Here is a 19,727-nt window from a genome sequence, read left to right on the forward strand (position 1 = left end):
CGTCCTCAGTGGAGGGACGGTAGGGGTCTGCCGTACGGTGTGCGCGAAGCCTGCAAAACCTTGCCAACGCCGCGCGCTGCGGTCAAGCGGCGGTACCCGGAGGCTTTTCGGGATGCAGATCCCACATGTTGGGGTCACGAGATGTTTGCAAACGCTCACGCTACCGACACGACTGACCACTCTGAAGACACATGCCCTGTTCAGGGGCTTGGGGAAATGTAGGTATCAGTTGACCGGATCACGGGGTGCGTGCCGTCCGACCGTTTCCTGCCCGCCTGCGGCTTCCCAAACATCTTCTCGTCTGATGAAATCGCGGCCGTGCCGCGCGTGGCGCTGGCCGCTGCACCAGGCACGGGTCGGCGGGTCAGGCGTGGGAGAAACGACGGAGGCGATGTCGTGAGCACCGGACCGACGACCCTGCCCGAAAGCGGCGAGAACCGTTCGCGCACCCGCCGCCGCCTGCCCCGCCTTCGTGACGCCCGAATCCGGTCCAAGCTCGCGCTGATCCTCGTCGTCCCAGTCGCCGCCGTGATCGCGCTCGCCACCGTACGGCTGGTCTCCGTCGGCGAGGGCGCGTTCGACGCCACCCGGGCCCGGTCCCTCACCGCGCTCTCCATCGACGTGTCCGCACTCACCCAGGCCGTGCACGCCGAGCGGATGGCGGCGGCCGCCTTCCTGGCCAGCCCGCAGCAGCAGGCCGACGCGTACAACCTGCGGGTGCGCCAGACGCAGCAGCGGGTCGACGAGTACCGCGCCGAGCGTGGCCGGATCGGCGAGGCGCCGGCGGCGGTCCGGGACCGGCTGGCGGCCATCGACGGTCACCTGGAGACGCTGGACGGCACCCGGCAGGAGGTGCTCGACCGGCAGCAGATGGCGGTCGCCGAGGCGTCGCTGCGTTACGGGGTCATCCTGGCCGACCTGGTCGCCTACGGCGACGGGCTGGCCCAGCTGCCCGGCGACGAGCGGCTGGCGGACAGCCGGCGGGCGGTGGCGGCCTTCGCCCGGGCCAAGGCGGCGGTCGCCGAGCAGGAGTCGGTCGCGTTCACCGCGCTCAGCAGCGGCCAGCTCGACGAGGAGCAGTTCTCCTCGTTCGTGGCCACCCAGACCAGCCAGCAGGAGGCGCTGCTCGCCTTCTTCCTGGCCGCCGATCCGGCCCAGCGAGCCCTGGTCGACAACACCGTCTCCGGCGACGCGGTCGTGCTGGCCGACCGGCTGACCGCCGACATCACCCGCTCGGTCGGGCAGCAGGCGCTGGTCACCGCCCAGGACGCCACCACCGCCATCGGCGCGGTCAACGACCTGATGCGGTGGGCCGAGATCCAGCTGCAGGACCGGCTGCTCGCCCAGGCCGAGGAGGCCCGCTCGGCGGTGATCCGGCAGGCCGTCATCGAGTCGGTGCTGGTGCTGCTCACCCTGCTGATCGCGGTGACGCTCGCGGTGGTGCTGGCCCGCTCGCTCAACCACTCGCTGCGCCGGCTGCGCGAGGGCGCCCTCTCGGTGGCCAACCACGACCTGCCGGACGCGGTGCAGCGGCTGCAGACCATGGGCAGCGTCGGCGAGGGCGGGGTCGACGACATCGTCCGGCAGGTCCGCGACCCGATCAAGCTGGACAGCCGGGACGAGGTGGGCCAGGTCGCGCTCGCCTTCAACGTGGTCCACCGGGAGGCGGTCCGGGTCGCGGCCGAACAGGCCGCGCTGCGCACCAGCGTCTCGGCGATGTTCCTGAACCTGGCCCGGCGCAGCCAGACGCTGGTCGACCGGATGATCGGCGAGCTGGACGCGATCGAGCGCGGCGAGGAGGACCCGAAGCGGCTGGCCCAGCTCTTCGAGCTGGACCACCTGGCCACCCGGATGCGCCGCAACGACGAGAACCTGTTGGTCCTGGCCGGCGCCGACTCCGCCGTGCCGCGCCGCGACGACGCCCTCCTGGTGGACGTGCTGCGGGCCGCGCAGTCCGAGGTGGAGCTCTACAACCGGATCGAGTTCGGCACGGTCGACAGCGACGTCTCGGTCGCCGCGCACGCGGTCAACGACGTGGTCCGGCTGGTGGCCGAACTGCTGGACAACGCCACCCGGTTCTCGCCGCCGAACACCATCGTGGTCGCCGACGGCCGGCGGATCCGCGACTACGTCCTGATCCAGATCGAGGACCGGGGCCTGGGCCTCTCCGACGAGCAGCTCGACTCGCTCAACCGGCGGCTGGCCGCCCCGCCGAGCGTCGACGTCGCGGCCTTCCGGCTGATGGGCCTGGCCGTGGTGAGCCGACTCGCCGCCCGCTACGGCATCCGGGTGGACCTGCGCCGCAACGTCGAGGGCGGCACCGTCGCGCAGGTGACGCTGCCCGCCGCCACGGTGGTGCTGCCGAGCCTGCGCAGCCGGGACCAGGCCATCACCCGGCCGCGCCAGCCGCTCGCGGTCGAGCAGAACCCGCTCACCGCGGCCGGCCTCGGTGAGCCGCTCGCCGGCCGGACCGCGGCGGCCACCCTGCCCGACCAGTGGCGCACCGATCCGCCGGCGCCGTGGCCGGCCCGGGAACAGCTCCGGGACAGCACGTCCACGGTGCAGGCCGGCGGCCTGCCGGCGACCCACCCGACGCTCACCCCGCCGCCGGTGGCCCAGCCGGGCTTCGACGCCGACCAGGCCGGCCTGCCGGCCGGCGGCCGCTCCACGCTGGACCGGCTGCCCCGGCGCACCCCCGGCGCGACCGCCGACGGGGGGCCGGTGCTGTCGGCCGGCCCGGTAGCCGGTACCGGCGCCCCGACGTCCGCCCCGACGTCCGCCCCGCCTCCGGTCGCGGCGACCGGCGGCGTCCCGGGCAGCGGCTTCGGCGGCGGGCTGGGCGCCAACCTGGCCGCCACCGCACCCCTCGCGCCGCCCGCCGCGCCGATCACCCCGCGGCGCGAGCAGCCGGCCGAGGCGCCGATCTTCAGGGAGATGGAAGCGGTCTGGTTCCGCTCGCATGGCGACGACGTGACCACCATCTTCGCCCGGCCCAACTTCGACCAGGACCCGCCCGCGCCGACGGCCTCGGCGACCGGCGGGCAGCGCCGGGGGGCGGCCACTCCCGCGCCGCCGCCACTGCCCACCCGTACCCCCGGGACGTCGGCCATGTCGACGCCGGCCCAGCCGACGCCGGCCCAGGCCGCGCCGACGCCGGCCCAGGCCCCACCGCCGTCGTACACTCCACCGGCCACGGACGCGTCGGCCACGGACGCGTCGGCCACGGCGGCGCCGGCCGCCGCGCCGGACCCGAACCCGGACGCCTGGCGGACGGCGGCCGACGAGGGCTGGTCCCGGGCGAGCCGGGCCGCCGAGCCGACCACCGGCGGGACCACCCGGTCGGGGCTGCCCAAGCGGGTGCCGCAGGCGCAGTTGGTGCCCGGCGGCATCGAACCGCGCGGCGCCCGGGCCCGCACCCGGCGCACGCCGGACGACGTACGTGGCCTGTTGTCGGCCTACCACCGCGGCGTACAGCGCGGCCGGTCGGCCGGGACGGACCAGAACAGCACCTCGACCAAGGAGACGAGCCGATGAACAGGCCAGCAGCGATGCAGGACATGGGTTGGCTGCTCACCAACTTCGCCGACAGCGTGGCGGGTATCGCCCACGTGGTGGCGGTGTCCGCGGACGGGCTGCTGCTCGCCTCCTCCCGGGACCTGCCGACGGACCGGGCGGACCAGCTCGCGGCGATCACCTCCGGGGTGGTCAGCCTGACCGAGGGCGCGGCCCGGATGTTCAGCGCCGGTGGGGTGCTGCAGACGGTCATCGAGATGGACAGCGGCTACCTGTTCCTGATGTCCATCAGCGACGGCTCGTCGATGGCCGTGCTCGCCGCCCGCAGCTGCGACGTCGGCCAGGTGGGCTACGAGATGGCGCTGCTGGTCGAGCGGGTCGGCGCCGCGCTGGTGCCGCTGCCCCGGGACGCGGTGCGTTCGTAGCGGACGGCGACGCGCCGGCCCGCGCGTCGACCAGGGACAGGGTATCCGGTGCCGTCAGGCTCCGGCCGGGGAGAGGAGGTGACCGCGGATGGAGCACCGCCGTGCGGACCCGCGTGGCGAGCTCGTGCGCCCGTACGCGGTCACCCGCGGTCGCACCGAGCCCCGACAGGACATCGCCCTGGAGGCGGTGCTCTCGGCCAGCCCCACGGCGGCGGCCGAGGCCCGGTTCGCCGGGCACGACAAGCACCGTATCGCCACGGTCTGCGAGGGCCGGGCGCAGTCGCTGGCGGAGATCGCCGCGTACACCCGGATGCCGCTGGGCGTCGCCCGGGTGCTGGTCGCCGACATGGTGGCCGAGGGCCTGCTGACGCTACACACCGCCGCTCCGGCCGAAGGCTACGAGGAGCGGATGAACCTGCTTGGAAGGGTGCTAAGTGGACTTCGCGAACTATGACCCCGCCGGGGCGAGCCGCAGCCGGGAGATCATCTCCGCGAAGATCGTGGTCGCGGGCGGCTTCGGTGTGGGCAAGACGACCCTGGTCGGCGCGATCTCCGAGATCACTCCGCTGACCACCGAGGCGGTGATGACCGCGGCCGGTGTCGGCATCGACGACCCGTCGAAGGTGCCGGGCAAGGAGACCACCACGGTCGCCATGGACTTCGGCCGGATCACCATGGCCCAGGACCTGATCCTGTACCTCTTCGGCACGCCGGGCCAGACCCGCTTCTGGTTCATGTGGGACGAGATCATCCGGGGTGCGGTGGGCGCCGCGGTGCTGGTGGACACCCGCCGGATCACCGACGCCTTCGCGCCGCTGGACTACTTCGAGAACCGCAACCTGCCGTACGTGGTGGCGCTCAACCGGTTCGACGGCGCCCCCGAGTACGAGCTGGGCGAGATCCGGGAAGCGCTGGCGATCTCGCCGGACGTGCCGCTGGTGATGTGCGACGCCCGGCGGCGCGAGTCGGTGAAGCAGGTGCTGGTGACCGTGGTCGAGCACGCCATGCTCCGGCTGCAGGCCGAGCACGGCCGGGGCTTCCCGACCCCGGTCGGCTGACCCGCTCCGGCGAGGGGGCTAGTCGACGCGGAGGCGGTAGCCGCGCTTGACGACGGTCTGCACGACGCGGGGAGCGCGCAGGCCGGCGCGGAGCCGGGCCACCGCCATCTCCACGGCGTGCTCGTCCGCGCCGCGCGGCAGCGTACGCAGCAGCGCGGTGCGGGAGAGCACCCGGCCGGGGGAGTGGGCCAGCGCCCGCAGCACCGCCATCGGGGCCGGCGCCAGCGGGCGCAGCTCGCCGTCCACCACGGCGGCGTGCCCGCGCAGGGTGACCAGGTGACCGGCCACCTTCAGGGTGACCGTCCGGCGCGGCAGCTCGTCGACGATGGTCCGCACCAGCGCGCCGAGCCGGGCCCGGTTCGGCGCGCTGACCGGCACCCCACGACGCAGCAGGGGTTCCGCGGTCACCGCCCCGACGCAGCTGGCCAGCACGTCGCCACGGAAGGCGTCCAGCACCGCGTCGGTGCGGTCCCCGGCAGCGCGCAGCAGCGCCTCCGCCGCCGGGGCCGAGGTGAAGGTTACCGCGTCGACCAGCCGCGCGGCGACCAGGTCGATCAGCCGGTGCAGCGGGGCCGGGTCGGTCGGCGGAGCCCACCGGTAGACCGGCACCTCGATCACCGTGGCCCCGGCCGCCTCCAGGGCGAGGGTGCACTCCGGCTGCCGTTCACCGTGCAGCTGCATGGCGATCACCTGCCCGGCCACCCCGCGCCGGCGCAGGTGGTCGACCACCTCGTCGCAGCTCTCCGAGGCCGGCGACCACTGGTCGTGCAGGCCGGCGGCGCGGATCGCCCCGCGCGCCTTCGGCCCCCGGGCCACCACGTACGCCTCGGCGAGCACCGACCGCAGCGGCTCGGCCAGTCCCCAGCCCTCGGCCGCCTCCAGCCAGCCGCGCATCCCGATGCCGGTGTTCGCCATCACGATGTCCGGCGGCCGGTCCAGGCAGGCGCGGGTGGCCTCGCGCAGTTCGGTGTCGTCGGCCAGCGGCACGATCCGCAGGGCCGGGGCGAGCACCACCCGGGCGCCCCGCCGCTGCAACAGGGCGGCGAGTTCGTCCCGCCGCCGGTCGGCGGTCACCCCGATGGTGAAGCCGGCCAGTTCGTCGCGCATTCACCCCTCCTGTCGCAGCCGCACCTCGACCACGCCGTCGCGGCAGCGCACCTCGTGCCGGGTCACGGACACCCCCGGCAGGTCGAGGCAGTGCCCCGTGCGCAGGTCGTACACCTGCTTGTGCAGCGGCGAGGCGATGGTCGGCACACCGCGCCGACTGCCCACGATCCCCCGGGAGAGCACGTACGCCCCGGCGACCGGATCGAGATTGTCCACCGCGAACACCTCGCCCGCGGTCCGGAAGAGCGCCACTTGCACGCCGTCCACCAGGGCGGCGACGCCCCGGTCCGGTTCCAGCCGGTCCAGCGGGCAGATCGGGGTCCAGATCAGCAGCATCGTGGTGGTCATCGGCGTACCTCCGGCAGTCCCAGCGCGACCGGCTGGCGGGTCGCGGGCGGTCGGCCCCCGGCCGGCACGGGCTGGCCGCGTTCGAGGGTGAAGGTGATGGACGGGTCGGGCACGTCGGGGGCGTTGACGAAGGAGGTGAACCGGCGCAGCCGGTCCGGGTCGTCGAGCACGTCGCGCCACTCGTCCGAATAGGACTCGACGTGTCGGGCCATCGCCGCGTCCAGTTCGGCGCAGAGGCCGAGCGAGTCGTCCACGATCACCGACCGCAGGTGGTCCAGGCCGCCGTCCATCGCCTCGAGCCAGGCGGCGGTGCGCTGGAGCCGGTCCGCGGTGCGGATGTAGTACATCAGGAACCTGTCGATCAGCCGGATCAGCGCTTCCGTGGACAGATCGGTGGCGAACAGGTCGGCGTGCCGGGGCCGGAAGCCGCCGTTGCCGCCGACGTAGAGGTTCCAGCCGGTCTCGGTGGCGATGATGCCGAAGTCCTTGCTGCGGGCCTCGGCGCACTCCCGGGCGCAACCGGAGACCGCCGACTTGATCTTGTGCGGGGCGCGCAGCCCGCGATATCGCAGCTCCAGCGCGATGGCCAGCCCGACCGAGTCCTGCACCCCGTACCGGCACCAGGTGGACCCGACGCAGGACTTCACCGTCCGCAGCGCCTTGCCGTACGCGTGGCCGGACTCGAAGCCGGCGTCCACCAGCCGGCGCCAGATCCGCGGCAGCTGCTCGACCCGGGCGCCGAACAGGTCGATCCGCTGCCCGCCGGTGATCTTCGTGTAGAGCTGGAAGTCCCGGGCCACCTCGCCGATCACGATGAGCTTCTCCGGGGTGATCTCGCCGCCGGGGATCCGTGGCACCACCGAGTAGCTGCCGTCGCGTTGCAGGTTGGCCAGGAAGTGGTCGTTGGTGTCCTGCAACGACGCCTGCTCGCCGTCGAGCACGTGGCCGGCGCCGAGCGAGGCGAGGATCGAGGCGACCACCGGCTTGCAGATGTCGCAGCCGCGCCCCCGGCCGTGCTCGGCGATCAGCCGGGAGAAGGTGCGGATGCCGCGGACCCGGACGATGTCGAACAGCTCCTGGCGGCTGGCGTCGAAGTGCTCGCAGAGCGCCGTCGACTGCTGCACCCCGGCGGCGTCCAGCAGCTGCTTGAGCATCGGCACGCAGGAGCCGCAGCTGGTGCCGGCCCGGGTGCACGCCTTCAGCGCCGGCACGTCGGCGCAGCCGCCGGCGATCGCGTCGTCGATGTCGGCGCGGGTCACCGCGTTGCAGGAGCAGACCTGGGCGGTGGCGGGCAGGGTGCCGGCCCCCGCGCCCGCGCCCTCGGGGGCGAGCAGCGCCAGCGGGGGCGCCGGCAGCGGCCCGCCCACGCTGGCCCGCAGCGTCGGGTACGCGCTCGCGTCGCCCACCAGCACCCCGCCGAGCAGGGTCTTCGCGTCGTCGGAGAGGACCAGCTTGGCGTAGACCCGGGTGGCCGGGTCGGTGAATGTCACGTCCAGGCAGCCCGGGGTGGCGCCGTGCGCGTCGCCGAACGAGGCCACGTCCACGCCGAGCAGCTTCAGCTTGGTGGCGGTGTCCGCGCCCGGGAACGTGGCCGCGCCGCCGACCAGCCGGTCGGCCACCACCTCGGCCATCGCGTAGCCGGGCGCGACCAGGCCGTGGCAGGTGCCGTCCACCGCGGCGCACTCGCCGACCGCCCAGATCCGCTCGTCGGCCGTCCGGCAGGTGCCGTCGACCAGCACCCCGCCGCGCGGGCCGAGCGGCAGCCCGGCCGCCCGGGCCAGATCGTCGCGGGGGCGGATGCCGGCCGCCACCACCACCAGGTCGGCGTCGACCGTGCCGCCGTCGGCCAGCTCCAGGCCGGCGACCGTGCCGTCCGGGCCGGGCCGGATCGCGGTGGTGGCCGTACCGAGGTGGGTGGCCACGCCCAGCTCGTCGACGTAGCGGCGGAGCATCGCCCCGCCGGCGGTGTCGACCTGTACCGGCATCAGTCGGGGCGCGAACTCGACCACGCTGATGGCCAGGCCGAGCAGCCGCAGCGCGTTCGCCGCCTCCAGCCCGAGCAGGCCGCCGCCGATCACCGCGCCGGTGCGCCGGCCGCGGGCGTGCTCCCGGATCGCCACCAGGTCGTCCAGGGTGCGGTAGACGAAGACCCCGGGCAGGTTCGCGCCGTCGACCGGCGGCACGAAGGCGTACGAGCCGGTGGCCAGTACCAGCGCGTCGTACGGGTACTCGCCGGCCGCGGTGCTCACCACCCGCCGGTCCCGGTCGATCGCGGTGGCCGGCTCGCCGAGGCGCAGCTCGACGCCGGGGTGCGGGGTGTGCAGGTCGAGTTCGTCGGCGCCCACCCCGTCGAAGAACGCCGAGAGCCGCACCCGGTCGTACGCCGGCCGGGGCTCCTCGGCGAGCACCGTCACCCGCCAGCGCCCCTCCGGGTCGCGGGCCCGCAGCGCGTCGAGCAGGCGCTGCCCCACCATGCCGTTGCCGACCACGACCAACCTGCCGTCATGAGGCACCGTCGCACCGGGTCTGCTGATTCGCCCGCTCCGCTCGCTCATCGCGTCACCTCCACCGAATCCACCTCGGACAGCCAGTCGACGATCCCGGCCACGGCGTCCCGGCAGCCGCCGCAACCGGTGCCGGCCCGGGTGGCCGCCACCACCGCGTCGACCGCCCGGGCGCCGGAGCGCCAGCAGCTCACCAGCGCTCCCTTGCTGACGTTGTTGCACTGGCACACGGTCGCCGCGTCCGGCATCAGCGCCGGGGACGCGGCCGGCGCCGCGGCGGGCGCGCCGAAGGCCCGGCCGAGCAGCAGCGACCGGCGGTCGGCCGGCACCGGCTGGCCCCGGTCGAAGAGCTGGATCACCGTGCCGACCGCCGGGTTGTCGCCGAGCAGGATCGCGCCGGTCAGCCGCTCGTCGCGGATCCGCAACCGGGCGTACGTGCCGCGGGCCGGATCGGCGAAGGTCAGCTCCTCGCCCGGGCCGCCGCCGTCCGGGTCGCCCATCGCGGCCAGGTCGATGCCGGCGGCCTTGAGCCGGGTCACCACCGGCCGGGGCCGGTAGCGGGCCAGCGGGTCCTCCCCGGTGAGCACCTGCGCCACCACCCGGGCCTGCGCCCAGGCCGGCGCGACCAGCCCGGTCAGGGTGCCGTCGTGCTGGGCGCAGTCACCGATCGCGGAGATCCGCCGGTCGCTGGTGCGCAGCCGGTCGTCCACCAGCACGCCGCGGTCCACGGCCAGCCCGGCCGCCGCGGCGAGCGTGGTGTCGGGGCGTACCCCGCAGGAGAGGACCAGCAGGTCGGCGGTGAGCGCCCGGCCGTCGGCCAGCGCGAGCCGGACCTCGTCGGCGTCCGCGGCCAGCCCGGTGGCGGCCACCGCGAGGTGGGTGGTCACGCCGAGGCCGGCGAGCGTGTCGGCGAGCACCGCCGCGCCGGCCGGGTCGAGCTGCCGCTCCATCAGGTACGGCACCGGGTGCACCACGCCGACGTCCAGTCCCCGGGCGGCGAGCCCGCGGGCCGCCTCCAGCCCGAGCAGCCCGCCGCCGAGCACCAGGGCGCGGCGTGCGCCGCGGGCCACGGCGAGGATCCGCCGGCAGTCGTCCAGGGTGCGGAACGCGGCCACCCGCGGGGGCAGCCGGTCGCCGTCCAGCCCGGGCAGCGGCGGCACGATGGCCCGGCTGCCGGTGGCCAGCACCAGGTGGTCGTAGCCGATCCGGTCGCCGTCGTCGATGCGCACGGTGCGCCCGGCCCGGTCGATGGCCGTCACGGCCACCCCGGTCCGCAGGTCGACGCCCTGGCCGGCGACCTCGGCCAGCTCCACGTCCGGCTCGCCGACCTTCCCGGCCAGCAGGGTGGACAGCATGATCCGGTTGTACGCCCGGTGCGGCTCCGCGCCGAGCACGGTGACCTTGCGGTCCCGGGCGTGCAGCTCGCTGGCGAGCCGGGCGCCGGCCATCCCGTTGCCGACGATCACCACCCGTTCGTTCATGACCGACCTCCGCTGCGCTCCGGTCGGCCATGAGGCTCCACCGGGCTGTGCCGGCTGATTCGCTCGCTCCGCTCGCTCACGGCCCCTCCACCCTTTCCACCCGGACGGCGCAGATCTTGAATTCCGGCATCCCGGAGACCGGGTCCACCGCGTCGTTGGTGACCGAGTTGGCCCGCCCCGCGCCGCCCCAGTGGAACGGGGCGAAGACGGTGTCCGGCCGGATGGTCGGGCTGAGCCGGGCCGGCGCCCGCAGCTCCCCCCGGCGGGAGACGACCCGGACCGGCTCGCCGTCGGCAACCCCGAGCCGGTCGGCCAGGTCGGGGTGCAGTTCGACGAAGGCCTCCGGGGCGGCCCGGCGCAGCGCCGCCACCCGCCGGGTCTGGGTGCCGGACTGGTACTGCGCGAGCACCCGGCCGGTGGTGAAGTGCAGCGGGTACTCGGCGCAGACCTCCTCGGCCGCCGGCCGGTGCTCGACCGGGTGGAACCGGGCCCGCCCGTCCGGGGTGGCGAAGCGGTCGGCGAAGAGGCGGGGCGTGTCCGGGCCGTCCTCGTCCGGGCAGGGCCACCAGACGCCGTCGGCGGCGTCGATCCGCTCCCAGTTGACCCCGGCGTAGTCGGCGGGCCCGCCGGCCGAGGCCCGGCGCAGCTCGGCGAAGACCGTCTCCGGATCGGTGGGGAAGCGAACGTCGGCGTCGGACCGCCCGGTGGCGTCGAGCCGGTGGGCCAGCTCGGCGAGGATGGCCAGGTCGGTGCGGACGCCCGGCGGTGGCTCGCGCAGCGCCCGGCGGCGCAGCACCCGACCCTCCAGGTTGGTCATGGTGCCGTCCTCCTCGGCCCACTGGGCGGTGGGCAGCACCACGTCGGCCAGGGCCGCGGTCTCGGAGAGCAGGAAGTCGGCGACCACCAGCAGGTCGAGGTCGCGCAGCCGGCCCTCGACCCGGGTGGCGCGGGGCGCGGAGACCACCGGGTTGGAGCCGAAGACCAGCAGCGCCTTCGGCCCGGCCGGGGTGCCCAGCGAGTCCAGCAGCTGGTACGCCGGCACGCCCGGCCCGGGCAGCTCGTCGGCCGGCACCCCCCAGACCCCGGCGACGTGCTCCCGGGCGGCCGGGTCGTCGATCCGGCGGTAACCGGGGAGCTGGTCGGCCTTCTGCCCGTGCTCCCGGCCGCCCTGGCCGTTGCCCTGGCCGGTGAGGCAGCCGTAGCCGGAGCCGGGCCGGCCGGGCAGGCCGAGGGCGAGCGCCAGGTTCACGAAGCCGGTGACGGTGTCCACGCCCTTGGCGTGCTGTTCAGCGCCGCGGGCGGTGAGGATGATGGCGCGCTCGGCGGTGCCCAGCGCCCGGGCGGTCGCCTCCAGGTCGGCCACCGGCACCCCGGAGAGCGCCTCGGCGCGGGCCGGCCACCAGCCCGCCACGCTGCGGCGGACCGCCGCGAAACCGGTGGTGCGGGTGTCGACGTACGCCCGGTCGACCCAGCCCTCGGTGAGCGCGACGTGCAGCAGCGCGTTGGCCACCGCCAGGTCGGTGCCGGGCAGCGGTTGCAGGTGCAGGTCGGCCAGCCGGGCGGTGGCGGTGACCCGGGGGTCGACCACGATCAGCCGGCCGCCGCGTTCGCGCTGCTCGGTCAGCCAGCGCACCAGCGGGGGCATGGTCTCCGCCGGGTTCGCCCCGACCAGCAGCAGGGTGTCGGCCCGCCCGAGGTCGGCCAGCGGGAACGGCAGGCCACGGTCGACGCCGAAGGCGCGCAGCCCGGCCGCGGCCGCCGAGGACATGCAGAACCGGCCGTTGTAGTCGATGTGCCGGGTGCGCAGCGCCGCCCGGGCGAACTTGCCCAGCGTGTACGCCTTCTCGTTGGTCAGCCCGCCGCCGCCGAAGACGGCGACCGCGTCCGGGCCGTGTCCACGCTGGACGGCGCGGATGCCGGTGGTGATCCGGTCCAGCGCCGCTTCCCAGCTCGCCGGCCGCAACTCGCCGGTGCCGAGGTCGCGCAGCAGCGGCGTGGTCAGCCGTTCGGGGTGGTCGAGCAGTTCGGCGGCGGTCCAGCCCTTCTGGCACAGGCCGCCGCGGTTGGTGGGGAACTGCCGGGGGAGCACGGCCACCCGGCCGGCCTCCTCGCGCAGCGTCATCCCGCACTGGAGGGCGCAGTACGGGCAGTGCGTCGCCACCTCCCGGGGCGACCGCCCCGGTCGAGTCGCCGACCGTGCACCGTCTGTCATGTCGGCAAAGCGTGCCGGCGGGCGGTTTCCGGGCCGGGTCCCGTTTGTTTCGGTCCTGTCAAGAGCGGCTCACACCGCACGGAGGCGGCGAGCCGGACCGCAACGTCTAGGATGTGGGAGAAGGATCCTATATTTTGGGAGGGTGTCATGAGTGTGGCGGAAGCCTTCGACGCGGTGGCAGGCAGCTACGACGAGGCCCGCCGGCGGTTGGTGCCCTGCTTCGACGCCTTCTACGGCACCGCGGTCGAGGTGGCCGCGCCGCCGCTGCGGGCGGCGCTTTCGGCGGGGCGTACCCCGGAGGTGCTCGACCTGGGCGCGGGCACCGGGCTGCTCTCCCTGCTGCTGGCCGCCGCCGTGCCGGGCATCCGGGTGACCCTGGTCGACGCCGCGCCGGCGATGCTCGCCGTCGCCGCCGACCACCTGCGCGCCCGGGGCGTGCCGCACCGGACGGTGCGCGCCGACCTGACCGACCCGCTGCCCGACGGCCGGTACGACGCGGTGGTCAGCGCGCTGGCGATCCACCACCTCGACGACGCCGGCAAGCGGGACCTCTACCGGCGGTCGGCCCGGGCGCTGGCCCCCGGCGGCGTCCTGGTCAACGCCGAGCAGGTCGCCGGCCCGACCCCGGAGCTGGACCGGCGTTACCACGAGGTCTGGCTGGCGCAGATCGCCGAGCTCGGCGCCGACCGGGCGGAGATCGACGCCGCGCTGGGCCGGATGGCGTACGACCGGCCGGCGCCGGTCGCCGCGCAGTGCGGCTGGCTGGCCGAGGCGGGCCTGGTCGACGTGGACTGCTTCTTCAGGCAGTGGCGGTTTGCCGTGTTCGGCGGCCGGCGCGAATCGGATGACCAGCTGGGATGACTGTCGGTCATACCGGTGGGTAGTCTGTCCGGCATGACAGCCAAGGTGACCCTGTCCTTCTCCGACGAGACGATCGAGGAGGCCCGCCGGTTCGCCAAGCGTGAAGGGCTCTCGCTCTCCGCCTGGATGGACCAGGCGGCCCGGGAGAAGGCGCTGCGCGAGGTCTTCACCGCGCACGCCGCCGCCGTCGGCCGGGCCGGGCTGGATCTGGAGTCCGCCGCCCTCGCCGACGCCCGCGAGGTGGACATGGTCGACGACGTGCTCTTCGGCGGACGCCCGCGTGCTGCGTAGGGGCGAGGTCTGGCGCATCTCCGGCGCCCGGGAACGGTTCGGCCTGGTGATCAGCTCCGACGTCTACAACTCCACCGACGTGCCGATCGTGATCGTCGCCGAGGTGGTCGAGGAGTCGCTGCTGCGCGACTCGCCCCTGGCGGTGCCGATGGGCGGCTACGTGGTGATGCCCGACCGGCTCTCCTCGCCCATGAAGAAGTGGTTCACCGAGTGCGTCGACGTCGCCGACACCGACACCATGCAGCGGGTCGGCCGGGCGCTGCGGATCCTGCAAGAGCTCTGACAGCTCACCGGCGGCGCCGGCCGGACGTGCGATCTCCGTTTCCGGCCCGACCCGCGACGGGCACCGCCGGGTAATCCCGGGTTCCTAGCGTTCCTCCACGTCACACCGACGAGGAGGAGTCGCCGTGAGCACCCTGGCCCCCAGCACACCCCCGGCGGAGGCGGCCCCGGCCGCCGCCGGGCGCCGGCACCGGATCGACGACTGGCGCCCCGAGGACCCCGACTTCTGGCGGACGACCGGGGCGCGGATCGCCCGGCGCAACCTCTGGGTCTCGATCTTCGCCGAGCACGTCGGCTTCTCGGTGTGGAGCCTGTGGTCGGTGACCGTGCTCTTCCTCGGCCCGGAGTACGGCATCGACCCGGCCGGCAAGTTCCTGCTCACCGCCGTGCCGGCCGCGCTGGGCGCGGTGCTGCGGCTGCCGTACACGCTGGCGGTGGCCCGGTTCGGCGGGCGGAACTGGACCATGGTCAGCGCGCTGCTGCTGCTCCTGCCGGCCGTGCCGATGACGGTGCTGCTCGAACCCGGCGTCTCCTACCCCACCCTGATGGTGCTGGCCTGCCTCACCGGCGTCGGCGGCGGCAACTTCGCCTCCTCGATGGCGAACATCAACCTCTTCTTCCCGCAGCGGCTCAAGGGCCGGGCGCTCGGGCTGAACGCCGGCGGCGGGAACCTGGGGGTGCCAGCCGTGCAGCTGGTCGGGCTGGCCGTGCTGGCCACCGCGGGCGCCGCGTACCCCCGGCTGGTGCCGGCGGTCTACCTGCCGCTGATCGTGCTGGCCGCGCTCGCGGCGGCGCGCTGGCTGGACAACGTCTCCGGCGCCCGCAACGAGCCCGGCGCGCTGCGCGAGGCGGCCCGGGACCCGCACACCTGGGTCATGTCGCTGCTGTACATCGGCACCTTCGGCTCGTTCATCGGCTTCGGGTTCGCCTTCGGCCAGGTGCTCCAGCTCCAGTTCGCCGACCGCTTCCCGACCCCGGTGGACGCGGCCTGGCTGACCTTCCTCGGCCCGCTGGTGGGCTCGCTGATCCGGCCGGTCGGCGGCCACCTCGCCGACCGGCTCGGCGGGGCCCGGGTGACGTTCTGGAACTTCGTGGCGATGGCCGCCGGCGCCGGACTGGTGCTCCACGCCTCGCGGGAGCGCTCGTTCGGGCTCTACCTGACCGGTTTCCTCGCCCTCTTCGTCTTCTCCGGGATCGGCAACGGCTCGACCTACAAGATGATCCCGGCGATCTTCCGGGCCCGGGCGGTCGCCGCGGTGGACGCCGGGCGGCGCGACCCGGCCGGGGCGCAGCGCTGGTCCGGGCGGATGACCGGGGCGCTGATCGGCATCGCCGGCGCGGTGGGCGCCTCCGGCGGGCTGCTGGTCAACGTCGCCTTCCGGCAGTCGTTCCTCACCCGGGGCAGCGCGGACGCGGCGTACGTCGCCTTCATCGCCGCCTACGCGGTCTGCTTCGCGCTGACCTGGCTGGTCTACCTGCGGCCGGGGTCGCGTCGGCTGGCCGGGGTGTGACCTCTACCATGGCGGTACCGGCCGGCCACCCGGGGCGGCACCCCGTTTTGACCTGCCGACCGGGCGCCGGGTATCGTTGCCTGCTGTTGTACGACATCCAGCGGCGTGCCCCTGAGGTACGCTTGGTCGTTCGTGCGCGCTGGTCACCTCGGCGCGCGACCCCAGACCGACGACGAGACAAGGTAGACCTGTGCGTACGTACAGCCCGAAGCCGGGTGAGATCGAGCGTCAGTGGCACGTCATCGACGCCTCTGATGTCGTGCTGGGCCGCCTGGCCACCCACGCCGCCACGTTGCTGCGTGGTAAGCACAAGCCGACTTTCGCGCCGCACGTCGACACGGGCGACTTCGTCGTCATCGTGAACGCGGGCAAGGTCGCGCTGACCGGCAACAAGCGGCAGACCAAGATCGCCTACCGGCACTCCGGTTACCCGGGCGGCCTCAAGCAGGTCGGCTACGAGGAGCTGCTCAGCAAGCGTCCCGAGCGGGCCATCGAGCTGGCCGTCAAGGGGATGCTCCCGCACAACAAGCTCGGCCGTCAGCTGATCAAGAAGCTGAAGGTCTACGCCGGTGCCGAGCACCCGCACGCCGCGCAGCAGCCGGTGCCGTTCGAGATCAAGCAGATCGCGCAGTGAGCGCGGGCGAAGGAAACAGCATGACCGACATCACCGCCACCGAGGTCGCCCCCGAGGCCACCGAGGCGCCGGCGCCCGTCGCCCGCGCGCCCCGTGGTGACCGCCCGATCCAGACCGTGGGCCGCCGCAAGGAGGCCATCGTCCGGGTCCGCATCGTGCCGGGCACCGGCAAGATCACCTGCAACGGCCGGGACCTCGAGGCCTACTTCCCGAGCAAGGTGCACCAGCAGCTGATCAAGGACCCGCTGGTCACCGCCGAGAAGCCGGAGGCGTTCGACGTCATCGCCAACCTGCGTGGCGGCGGCACCACCGGTCAGGCCGGCGCGCTCCGGCTGGCCATCGCCCGGGCGCTGATCGTCAGCGAGCCGGACGACCGCCCGGCGCTGAAGAAGGCCGGCTTCCTCACCCGGGACGCCCGGGTCAAGGAGAGCAAGAAGTACGGCCTCAAGAAGGCCCGTAAGGCTCCCCAGTACTCGAAGCGCTGACCTTCAGCGGCACGTTGTACTTCTGACGGACGGCCGGTCCGCCTCCCCTCGACGGGGAGGTGGACCGGCCGTTCCGCTTTCTCCTTCATCGGCAGTTTCAACGGAGGTTGGCGGGTATGGGTCGGTTGTTCGGCACGGACGGCGTACGCGGGCGGGCGAACGCGGATCTCACCCCCGAGTTGGCGCTCGCGGTGGCCGTCGCCGCCGCCCACACTCTCGCCGAGACGGACCGGAGCCATCCGCCGCTCGCCGTGGTCGGCCGGGACACCCGGGCCAGCGGCGAGATGCTGGAGGCCGCCGTGGTGGCCGGCCTGGCCAGCGCCGGGGCGAACGTGGTCCGGGTCGGCGTGCTGCCCACCCCGGCCGTGGCGTTCCTCACCGCGGAGGCCAAGGCCGACCTCGGGGTGATGCTCTCCGCCTCGCACAACCCGATGCCCGACAACGGGATCAAGCTCTTCGCCGCCGGCGGGCACAAGCTGCCGGACGAGATCGAGATGCGGATCGAGGCGGCCGTCGAGGCGAACGCCACCACCGCGTGGGAGCGGCCGATCGGTGCCGGGGTGGGCCGGGTGCACGACCTGCTCGACGGTGCCGACCACTACGTGCAGCACCTGGTCGGCACGGTGCCGCACCGGCTGGACGGGATCAAGGTCGTGGTCGACTGCGCCAACGGCGCGGCCGCCGAGGTGGCCCCGGTGGCGTACCGGGAGGCCGGTGCCGAGGTGATCGCGATCCACGCCGAGCCGGACGGGCTCAACATCAACGACGAGTGCGGCTCCAACCACATCGAGGCGCTGCGCGCCGCGGTGGTCGAGCACGGCGCGCACCTCGGCATCGCGCACGACGGCGACGCCGACCGGTGCGTCGCGGTGACCGCCGACGGCGACGAGGTCGACGGCGACCAGGTGATGGCCATCCTGGCGCTGGCCATGCGGGAGGCCGGCACGCTGACCGGCGACACCCTGGTGGCCACGGTGATGAGCAACCTCGGCCTGCGGCTGGCGATGTCCCGGGAGGGCATCCGGTTGGTCGAGACCAAGGTCGGCGACCGGTACGTGCTGGAGGAGCTGCGGGCGTCCGGGCTGGCGCTGGGCGGCGAGCAGAGTGGGCACATCGTCATGCCCGCGTACGCGACCACCGGCGACGGCGTGCTGACCGGGCTGCACCTGATGTCCCGGGTGGCGGCGACCGGGAAGTCGCTCGCCGAGCTGGCCGCCGTGGTGACCCGGCTGCCCCAGGTGCTGATCAACGTGCCGGTCGGCGACCGGACCGTCGGCGCGGCCGCGCCCGGTGTCCGGGCCGAGGTCGAGCGGGCCGAGGCGGAACTGGGCGAGACCGGTCGGGTGCTGCTCCGCCCGTCCGGCACCGAGCCGCTGGTCCGGGTGATGGTCGAGGCCGCCACCGAGGCGACGGCCCGCGAGGTCGCCGAGCGGATCGCCGAGCAGGTCCGCACCGCCAGCCCCGTCCCCGCGTAACGGCGGGTCCTGCCGGCCGTTCGACCGCACCGGCGTCAGAGGCGCAGGGTGCTGGCCCGGGCGTACGTGGTGGCCGGGTCTTCGCCGCTGGTGAGGTCCACGTCCTCCACCACGCGGCCGTCCCCGAGCCGGACCAGCCGGTCGCAGCGGGCGGCGACCGCCCGCTCGTGCGTCGCCAGCAGGATGGTCATCCCGTGCCGGTCGCGCAGGCCGAGCAGCAGGTCGAGGATCTGCGCGCCGGTGCTCGAGTCCAGGTTGCCGGTGGGCTCGTCGGCGAGCAGCAGCCCGGGCGCGCCCATCAGCGCCCGCGCGATCGCCACCCGTTGCTGCTGACCGCCGGAGAGCTGGGCCGGCAACGCCCGCTCCCGGCCGGCCAGACCGACGGCGTCGAGCAGCTCGCGGGCCCGGGTCACGTGGTCCGCGCGGCCCCGGCGGGGGAGCACCGGCGCGATCACGTTGTCCAGCACGGTGAGCGCCGGCAGCAGGTGGTAGCGCTGGAAGACGAACCCGACCCGCTGGCGGTAGCGGGCGAGTGCGGCTCGCCGCAGGCCGGTGACCGCCACCCCGTCGACCGTCACGGTGCCCTCGTCGGCCTGCTCGATCGCGCCGATCAGGTGCAGCAGCGTCGACTTGCCCGAGCCGCTCGGCCCCGTCAGCGCCACCACCGAGCCGGCGGCCACCTCCAGCGACACCCCGTCCACCGCGGTGATCCGCTCCGCGCCGCCGCCGAACCGCTTCACCAGCCCGGCGACCTCGATGCTGCTTCCCGTGCGGTCGTCCATCTGCCCTACTCCTCTGCCAGCAGTCGTGCGGTGGGTAGCCGCCGCAGCAGCGCGGCCGGGGCCAGCGCCGCACCGGCCGTGAGCAGCACGCCGCCGACCGCCGTCAGCCCGGCGACCAGCACCAGCGCGGCCGGGACGTCCCCGACCAGCCAGGCCGCGCCGGCCACGCCCAGCCCGGCGCCGGCGAGCGCGCCCAGCCCGCCGAGCAGCAGCCCCTCGTAGCCGACCAGCCGGCCGAGGGCGAGGTCGGTCCAGCCGGTGGCGCGCAGGGCGGCCAGTTCGGCAGCCCGGTCCCGGATGTTGAGGTAGAGCACGTCGGCGACGGCGGCGGCGCCGAGCAGCACGGTCGCGACGGCGGCCAGCGTGTCGGCGCCGCGCACGCTCAGCGAGACGGTGTCGCCGAGCAGGCTGCCGACGATCGCGCCCCGGAAGGCGTACCCGACGGCGGCCACCACGGTCAGCGCCGCCACCCCGATGGCCAGGGCGCCGGCGCCGAGCAGGGTGCGCCCGGGAGTGCGGACCAGGTTGACCAGGGCCAGCCCGAACAGGGTGCGCGGCCGGCGTACCCAGCGGGCGGTGGCGACCGGCGGGCGGAGCGCGGCGGCCGGGTGGGCGCGTGCGGCCCGCAGCGCCGGCGCCAGGCCGGCGACCAGCGCGAGCAGCAGCGCCACCGGTACGGCGAGCGCGGCCCGCCGCCAGTCGACGTCGATGCCGAGCACGGCGCCGAGCGGCACGGCGAGCCCGAGCGACAGCAACCC

Annotated in this window: 18 protein-coding genes; 11 read left to right on the top strand and 7 right to left on the bottom strand. The window is 74.7% G+C overall.

The features are described from left to right. The first annotated feature begins 396 nt into the window (after positions 1 to 396). The 4 genes from ACVCAH_RS04260 (at position 397) to ACVCAH_RS04275 (ending at position 4,996) form a co-directional block, all read left to right on the top strand. Positions 397 to 3,534 (top strand): sensor histidine kinase, encoded by a 3,138-nt coding sequence (locus tag ACVCAH_RS04260; protein ID WP_447134687.1) that lies wholly within the window; start codon positions 397 to 399, stop codon positions 3,532 to 3,534. After that, positions 3,531 to 3,938 (top strand): roadblock/LC7 domain-containing protein, encoded by a 408-nt coding sequence (locus tag ACVCAH_RS04265; RefSeq protein WP_067313320.1) that lies wholly within the window; start codon positions 3,531 to 3,533, stop codon positions 3,936 to 3,938. The genes ACVCAH_RS04260 and ACVCAH_RS04265 overlap by 4 nt, the downstream gene beginning before the upstream one ends. Positions 3,939 to 4,026: 88 nt before the next feature. Next, complete coding sequence (locus ACVCAH_RS04270; protein WP_447134688.1) at positions 4,027 to 4,392, top strand: DUF742 domain-containing protein; 366 nt, start codon at positions 4,027 to 4,029, stop codon at positions 4,390 to 4,392. Then, entirely contained in the window at positions 4,373 to 4,996 is a 624-nt protein-coding gene (locus ACVCAH_RS04275; protein ID WP_447134689.1) for a GTP-binding protein, read from the top strand. Before ACVCAH_RS04270 ends, ACVCAH_RS04275 begins: the two co-directional genes overlap by 20 nt. 18 nt (positions 4,997 to 5,014) lie before the next feature. On the opposite strand, the gene ACVCAH_RS04280 is transcribed toward ACVCAH_RS04275, so the two are convergent. From ACVCAH_RS04280 to ACVCAH_RS04300, 5 genes are all read right to left on the bottom strand, one after another. Next, entirely contained in the window at positions 5,015 to 6,103 is a 1,089-nt protein-coding gene (locus ACVCAH_RS04280) for a uroporphyrinogen-III synthase (protein WP_447134690.1), read from the bottom strand. Then, positions 6,104 to 6,451: a nitrite reductase small subunit NirD gene (gene nirD, locus ACVCAH_RS04285; protein WP_447134691.1), complete on the bottom strand. Its 348-nt coding sequence runs from the start codon at positions 6,449 to 6,451 to the stop codon at positions 6,104 to 6,106. Beyond that, the gene (gene nirB / locus ACVCAH_RS04290; protein WP_447134692.1) at positions 6,448 to 9,006 is read right to left on the bottom strand and encodes a nitrite reductase large subunit NirB; all 2,559 of its coding nucleotides are present in this window, start codon (positions 9,004 to 9,006) and stop codon (positions 6,448 to 6,450) included. The genes nirD and nirB overlap by 4 nt, the downstream gene beginning before the upstream one ends. Next, positions 9,003 to 10,436 (bottom strand): FAD-dependent oxidoreductase, encoded by a 1,434-nt coding sequence (locus ACVCAH_RS04295; protein WP_447134693.1) that lies wholly within the window; start codon positions 10,434 to 10,436, stop codon positions 9,003 to 9,005. The genes nirB and ACVCAH_RS04295 overlap by 4 nt, the downstream gene beginning before the upstream one ends. Before the next feature lie 76 nt (positions 10,437 to 10,512). Continuing rightward, on the bottom strand, positions 10,513 to 12,648 hold the full coding sequence (locus ACVCAH_RS04300; protein WP_447134694.1) for a molybdopterin oxidoreductase family protein: 2,136 nt from the start codon (positions 12,646 to 12,648) through the stop codon (positions 10,513 to 10,515). A 147-nt stretch (positions 12,649 to 12,795) separates the two neighbouring features. On the opposite strand from ACVCAH_RS04300, the gene ACVCAH_RS04305 reads away from it, so the two are divergent. From ACVCAH_RS04305 to glmM, 7 genes are all read left to right on the top strand, one after another. Then, a complete protein-coding gene (locus ACVCAH_RS04305; protein WP_447134695.1) occupies positions 12,796 to 13,509 on the top strand; it encodes a class I SAM-dependent methyltransferase in 714 nt (237 codons plus the stop codon). 33 nt (positions 13,510 to 13,542) lie between these two features. Further along, a complete protein-coding gene (locus ACVCAH_RS04310) occupies positions 13,543 to 13,800 on the top strand; it encodes a DUF6364 family protein (RefSeq protein WP_447134696.1) in 258 nt (85 codons plus the stop codon). After that, on the top strand, positions 13,790 to 14,083 hold the full coding sequence (locus ACVCAH_RS04315; protein WP_447134697.1) for a type II toxin-antitoxin system PemK/MazF family toxin: 294 nt from the start codon (positions 13,790 to 13,792) through the stop codon (positions 14,081 to 14,083). Before ACVCAH_RS04310 ends, ACVCAH_RS04315 begins: the two co-directional genes overlap by 11 nt. Before the next feature lie 124 nt (positions 14,084 to 14,207). Continuing rightward, positions 14,208 to 15,593, top strand: a complete 1,386-nt coding sequence (locus tag ACVCAH_RS04320) for an MFS transporter (protein WP_447134698.1) — start codon at positions 14,208 to 14,210, stop codon at positions 15,591 to 15,593. A gap of 190 nt (positions 15,594 to 15,783) precedes the next feature. Next, positions 15,784 to 16,227 (top strand): 50S ribosomal protein L13, encoded by a 444-nt coding sequence (gene rplM, locus ACVCAH_RS04325; RefSeq protein ID WP_447134699.1) that lies wholly within the window; start codon positions 15,784 to 15,786, stop codon positions 16,225 to 16,227. A gap of 20 nt (positions 16,228 to 16,247) precedes the next feature. Beyond that, entirely contained in the window at positions 16,248 to 16,712 is a 465-nt protein-coding gene (gene rpsI / locus ACVCAH_RS04330; RefSeq protein WP_018784602.1) for a 30S ribosomal protein S9, read from the top strand. 116 nt (positions 16,713 to 16,828) lie between these two features. Next, positions 16,829 to 18,187, top strand: a complete 1,359-nt coding sequence (glmM, locus tag ACVCAH_RS04335; protein WP_447134700.1) for a phosphoglucosamine mutase — start codon at positions 16,829 to 16,831, stop codon at positions 18,185 to 18,187. 35 nt (positions 18,188 to 18,222) lie between these two features. Here the strand turns inward: glmM and ACVCAH_RS04340 are convergent, their stop codons facing one another. Beyond that, positions 18,223 to 18,969, bottom strand: a complete 747-nt coding sequence (locus ACVCAH_RS04340; protein ID WP_447134701.1) for an ABC transporter ATP-binding protein — start codon at positions 18,967 to 18,969, stop codon at positions 18,223 to 18,225. Between the two features lie 5 nt (positions 18,970 to 18,974). After that, positions 18,975 to 19,727 (bottom strand): FtsX-like permease family protein (locus tag ACVCAH_RS04345; protein WP_447134702.1); only part of this gene is annotated, 753 nt, incomplete at its 5' end.

The sequence above is a fragment of the Micromonospora sp. LZ34 genome, assembly GCF_052981855.1.